The organism is Nonlabens dokdonensis, from assembly GCF_002162835.1.
Taxonomy (GTDB): Bacteria; Bacteroidota; Bacteroidia; order Flavobacteriales; family Flavobacteriaceae; genus Nonlabens; species Nonlabens dokdonensis_B.
Genome location: NZ_MAAX01000105.1, coordinates 1 through 5,675, shown reverse-complemented (window position 1 = coordinate 5,675; position 5,675 = coordinate 1). Strand labels below are relative to the sequence as shown.

Here is a 5,675-nt window from a genome sequence, read left to right as displayed (position 1 = left end):
TGATTGAAACAAAAATAGAGCAATTTTAATAGTACAAAGTCAACTTTAGGTTAAACCCATTCTACACAGATATTGCCATAGTTGCAATCGAGATTTTAATATCAGGATTTTTATGAAGTTCTTTAGCACAAAGTGACAGCGTTGTTCCCGTAGTGATCACATCATCTACTAGCAGCACATGTGTTCCTGGCTCTATTTTCTCAACAAGATCGTAAGGTGATTGCCTTTCATCACTACGTTTCACTTGTCCTAATTGAGCTTGATTTATAGTGTTATGCTTTTTGATGAGTACGCTTTCGCGAAAGCGAGACCCCAAAACTGCTGCTAGTTCTTTTCCAAAACCGTCTACTTGATTATAGCCTCTTTTTGCGCGCCTTTTAGGATGCACGGGAACTGGAATTACCAGATCAATATCTTGAAAAGCTGGGTCGTTTTGAAGCTCGGCAGCCATCCATTTTCCTAAAAAAGAACTTACTTCTTTATGACCACGGTATTTTAAATGATGGATTAATTGCTGTACTACACCTATTTTCTCGTAGTAGAAAAGGCTTGTTGCAGTTTCTACATTTACTCTTGCAAAGAAGAGTTCTTTCACTTTATCGTCTTTATCAAGATGCGTCAAAGCTATCGGGATTTCACTCCTGCAAGTGGTACAAATGATCTGTTCGCCAGTCGTTAAGCTGCGATCACATCCCATACATACCTCAGGAAAGAATAAGTTAATAAAATCAGAAATCCACAATGACACAAATTATTTTTTAGATTCGCACGTTATAAAGATAAACAACCTACTATGGCACAGCAAAAAGACAACCGTTTTCTCAAAATATTATTAGCGATATTTTTAATTGGTTTAATAGGCGTAAGCGTCTGGTCTTATAATACTTTTCAAGAAAATGAAGATATCAAGACTGCTTTAAATGAAGAGAAACTTAAAATTCAAGAAGACCTAAAAAACATTGAAGCAGACTATACTCTAGAAATTGAAAAAGGCAACGCACTAAGTGCAGATATCACAGAAGCTCGAGATCGCATCACCAGACTAGTAGATAGCGTGAGCAGGCTGGAAGGTGATGTAAAAGTGCTTTCTAGATTAAGAACCCAATTAAATACCATTAAAAAGGAACGCGATTTACTTCAAGATCGCATCAATACACTTGAAGTGATCAATGAAAATCTGGCAATGGTTAATGACAGTACGCTTGCGGCCTTGAACACTGAAATCATAAAAAACCAAAATCAAAACTCTACCATAGCAAACTTAAATTCTAATATGGCAAGAGCGGCAACGCTCATTCCTACTAACTTTAAACCGGTAGGAGTAATCATAAGAAACTCTGGAGCTCACAAAGAACATGAAAAAGCAAGACGTGTGGATGACATCAAAGTGTGCTTCACACTTCCAGAAAATCCGCTAGCGGCGACTGGTGTGACGTCATTCTACCTTCAAGTTATCAATCCAGAAAATAACGTGATGGGAGCAAATAAAACAGAAGAATTTGATGGACAGAAGCTAACTTATTCTAAAGTAGTACAATTCAATTATAAGTCAAAAGAATTAGACCTTTGTGAGCTAGTAAATGCAAATGAAGATCAAATTGTAAAAGGTCGCTACAGAGTTAATTTGTACAACGGTCCTATAAGAGTAAGTAGCAGTGAGCTGGAGTTGAGGTAAACGTTGAATTGATAATTATCCAGTAAAAAAACACACCTTTTGGGTGTGTTTTTTATTTAAAGTCCTACAACTAATGTTATGGAGTGATAGATCAACTTAAATTAGAATTGTTGAGATCTCGCTTTCGCGAAAGCGAAATACATAAAATTTACGCTAGCATTCCATCGCTTTTTCTATTTTTGCAGCTATGGCAAATAACGATCAAGATCAGTTTAAAAAAGTACTCTCTCATGCAAAAGAGTACGGATATGTGTTTCAATCTAGTGAAATCTATGACGGTTTAAGTGCTGTTTATGATTATGGACAGAATGGAGTCGAGTTAAAGAAAAACATCAGGGAATACTGGTGGCAAGCGATGACACAGCTCAATCAAGATATCGTAGGAATAGATACAGCGATTTTTATGCATCCTACCGTATGGAAAGCTTCTGGTCACGTAGATGCTTTTAATGATCCTTTAATTGATAATAAAGATTCTAAAAAACGCTACAGAGCTGATGTACTGGTAGAAGATTATTGCGAGAAACACCTTCAAAAAGCCAATAAAGAGATAGCAAAAGCGGCAAAACGCTTTGGCGATGATTTTGATGCTAAAATGTATGCAGAGACTAATCCGCGTGTGATGGGTTACATGAAAAAGGCTACTGAGCCTACTGCAAGACTGGCTGAGTTGTTAGAGAAAGAAGATCTGGCTGGTGTAAAAGCGCTGATAGAAGAACTAGGTATTGCCGATCCTGATACCGGCTCTAAAAACTGGACAGATGTGCGTCAGTTCAATCTCATGTTCGGTACTAAAATAGGAGCCAGTGCAGACACTGCTACAGAGTTATTTTTAAGGCCAGAAACCGCTCAAGGTATTTTTGTGAACTTCTTGAACGTTCAGAAATCTGGTCGTATGAAGATTCCATTTGGTATCGCGCAGACTGGTAAAGCTTTTAGAAATGAGATTGTTGCGAGACAATTTATCTTCAGACAGCGTGAGTTTGAACAGATGGAAATGCAATATTTTGTGAAGCCAGGAACTGAACTAGAATGGTTTGAAATCTGGAAAGAGAAGCGCATGGCGTGGCATAAATCACTAGGCATGGGCGATGAAAATTACCGTTTTCACGATCATGAAAAACTAGCACACTATGCAAATGCTGCGACAGATATCGAGTTTGATTTTCCATTTGGTTTTAAAGAATTAGAAGGAATTCACTCGCGTACAGATTTTGACCTTAAAGCCCATGAAGAACATAGTGGTAAAAAATTGCAGTTCTTTGATCACGAGGATAATAAAAATTATGTTCCTTATGTTCTAGAAACTTCTATAGGTTTAGACAGAATGTTTCTTGCGGTTTTTTCTAACTCTCTAGTAGATGAAAAATTAGAAAATGGTGGTGAGCGCACGGTATTAAAATTGCCAGCAGTTCTTGCACCAGTAAAAGCAGCAATATTGCCTCTTTTAAAGAAAGATGGTCTTCCAGAAATAGCAAATGAGATTGTAGACGAATTAAAATGGTCTATGAATGTAGCTTATGAGGAGAAAGATTCTATAGGGAAGCGTTATGCGCGTCATGATTTAAACGGTACACCATATTGTGTAACGATTGATCACGACACTAAAGAAGATCATGCCGTAACAGTAAGAGATCGTGATACAATGAGTCAAGAGCGCGTTGCCATAAAGGATTTAAAGAACTATCTAGAATCTCGCGTGAGTATGGCGACGTGGTTAAAGAAGATTTAATTAGACATTCAACCTTATAAATATAAAAACGCAAAAATGTCCCATTTGTATAAATGGGACATTTTTATATCTTAAAAGTAATTGTTAAGGATTTACAGCATCTATGACCACGCATAGTTCACCTTCAAATCCGCCGCTTACAGTTACTACATCAAATCTAAACTCTTCTCCGACTGTTGTACCAGCACGCTGGCAAGTAACAGTTACATTATAAGTTGTTCCATTGATAACGAGTGTTCCTGGTCCCGTAGCATTTAAGGTAACAGCATCTGTAATTAAAGAAATATTTCCTGGATTACTAGATTCATAGACTTCAACAGCAGGAACTCCTGGTCCACCATTATTTGGGAAAAATTCAGTTTGTAATTGGGACTCTGGTAGTAATGTATTTGTTGAGCCGTCAAAAAAGGTCAAACCCTCATAATTACACTGATTTTGATTAGCAGCCATACCGTCATCATTATCGCAGCTGGTAAAAGCTATAAATAATAGAACTACCATTGAAAGTTTAATTAAATATTTCATTTTTTTAGAATTTATGGTTAATTGAGGACACAAAGTAGTTCAACTCCATAGACTTGTAAACAGACACTATATGAATGAGCGTTTTCAAGGCAGGAACTAACGAGCTCATCGCATTTTAGAATTAATAAATACTTATTTTTCCTAACTTAGCCCGATGAATTGGTTAGACATTATTATCTGTATTGTTTTATTAATAGGTCTTTACAAAGGTTATTTGAACGGCTTTTTTGTAGAATTGACTTCATTAATAGCTCTCATTGCTGCTATTTATGGAGCTATCTATTTCTCTAACTTTGCTGGCGACTGGTTGCGAGAACAAGTGCAATGGGATGATGTATATATTACCATCGCTAGTTTTATCATCACTTTTTTAGTAATCATTTTTGTAATCACTTATGTAGGAAAGTTAATCACTAAGGTTGTAAAAACAGTACAGTTAAGTTTTATCAATAAATTAGCTGGTGCCGCTTTTGGATTGGTAAAAATGGCATTTTTGGCTAGTGTGATATTAATGTTTGTAAATTCTGCTAGTGGAGAATTTGATATTATTTCTACCGAAACTAAGGATAGCAGCATCGTTTTTGAACATATTGAACCTCTTGCTCCATTTCTTTTACCTAAAATTCTTGAGGAAGCAGACCGCGTGGATAGAAGATTGCGTGGTGATGATCGAGTTGATCAAGAGCCACAAGATGAGCTAGAAGAGCCACAAGATTCTACTTCTACTTTAGGTAATTTCTAAGGTTTTCCGATTCTTAGAAATAACTCTTCTTAAGATTGAAATGATCTCGCTTTCGCGAAAGCGGAATCACAAATAGCTGTAAATCATTGAGATGTGACTTTGGCATCATTTTCGTAATTCTAGTTATAACTTTTAAATACTACAATTATGAGAGCAATAACTACTTTTTTAGGATCTGCACTTCTCGCTTTAACTTTAACGAGCTGTGATACAGAAATTGTGATAGGTGATGGCTATGCTGGACCTACACTGAATGAGGTACTTGCTTCTAATGAAGTATGGTACGTAGATTTAAACAATACGCAAGGTATTCCTGATGCGCCATTTATGACGCAGGCATTTACTTTAAGTTTTGATTTTGGAACCTTGTATGCAAATAATAATCTTGTAGGCGTAGGAAGCGCAGGAGCAGGATTAGGTATAGATGTAGGTGCCTATGAAGCATCAGGTAGCCGTCTTTCTATTATTCATGATATAGATGGTCTTTATGACTTTGAGGTTGTGGTACGAGAATTTAATCGCATAGAATTAAGAGATTTATACAGCAACACGATTTATTATCTAGACGGTTATGATAGAAATAACTTTGATTATGATCAGTTGTTTTATGATAACATTCAATACTTCTTACAAGAATATCAAGCATGGGAAAAAGTTCATACCAGTCAAGTAGGAGCGCTCAATGAATTTGATCAAGAAAACTATTTGAGATTTTTTCCTGGAAATAATGCTGATTTTTTTGAAAGCTCTACAGATAGAAACGGACTAAGTGCAGGAAGCATCTATTGGGACTTTTCAGGTTCTTATAATGTTCAAGATCAAACACCTGGAAGTATTAACAAGCAATTAACTTTGGGTTATGATTTTTTAGGGAATGATTATTTCGATCTTTACATCGTGAATGACAACACCATAGAATTGTATCACGTGGACAGTGGTACAACCTATAGATTTAAAGGACGTGGTTTTATACAATTAAAAAATAAAAACGGCGTTAATAG

6 protein-coding genes are annotated in these 5,675 nt (G+C 36.2%); 4 read left to right on the top strand and 2 right to left on the bottom strand.

Annotated elements, in window-relative coordinates; all coding sequences use genetic code 11:
• Positions 1-61: 61 nt before the first annotated feature.
• Complete coding sequence (locus tag A9Q93_RS06600) at positions 62-748, bottom strand: ComF family protein (protein ID WP_303686590.1); 687 nt, start codon at positions 746-748, stop codon at positions 62-64.
• A gap of 45 nt (positions 749-793) precedes the next feature.
• Here A9Q93_RS06600 and A9Q93_RS06595 point away from each other — a divergent pair, with 45 nt between their 5' ends.
• A complete protein-coding gene (locus tag A9Q93_RS06595) occupies positions 794-1,675 on the top strand; it encodes a hypothetical protein (protein WP_303686589.1) in 882 nt (293 codons plus the stop codon).
• Between the two features lie 187 nt (positions 1,676-1,862).
• A complete protein-coding gene (locus tag A9Q93_RS06590; RefSeq protein WP_303686588.1) occupies positions 1,863-3,407 on the top strand; it encodes a glycine--tRNA ligase in 1,545 nt (514 codons plus the stop codon).
• 84 nt (positions 3,408-3,491) lie between these two features.
• Here the strand turns inward: A9Q93_RS06590 and A9Q93_RS06585 are convergent, their stop codons facing one another.
• The gene (locus tag A9Q93_RS06585) at positions 3,492-3,932 is read right to left on the bottom strand and encodes a hypothetical protein (RefSeq protein WP_303686587.1); all 441 of its coding nucleotides are present in this window, start codon (positions 3,930-3,932) and stop codon (positions 3,492-3,494) included.
• A 154-nt stretch (positions 3,933-4,086) separates the two neighbouring features.
• Between A9Q93_RS06585 and A9Q93_RS06580 the strand changes: the two genes are divergently transcribed.
• Both A9Q93_RS06580 and A9Q93_RS06575 read left to right on the top strand, forming a co-directional pair.
• The gene (locus A9Q93_RS06580) at positions 4,087-4,674 is read left to right on the top strand and encodes a CvpA family protein (RefSeq protein WP_303686586.1); all 588 of its coding nucleotides are present in this window, start codon (positions 4,087-4,089) and stop codon (positions 4,672-4,674) included.
• 147 nt (positions 4,675-4,821) lie between these two features.
• Positions 4,822-5,675 (top strand): nicotinic acid mononucleotide adenyltransferase (locus A9Q93_RS06575; RefSeq protein WP_303686585.1); only part of this gene is annotated, 854 nt, incomplete at its 3' end.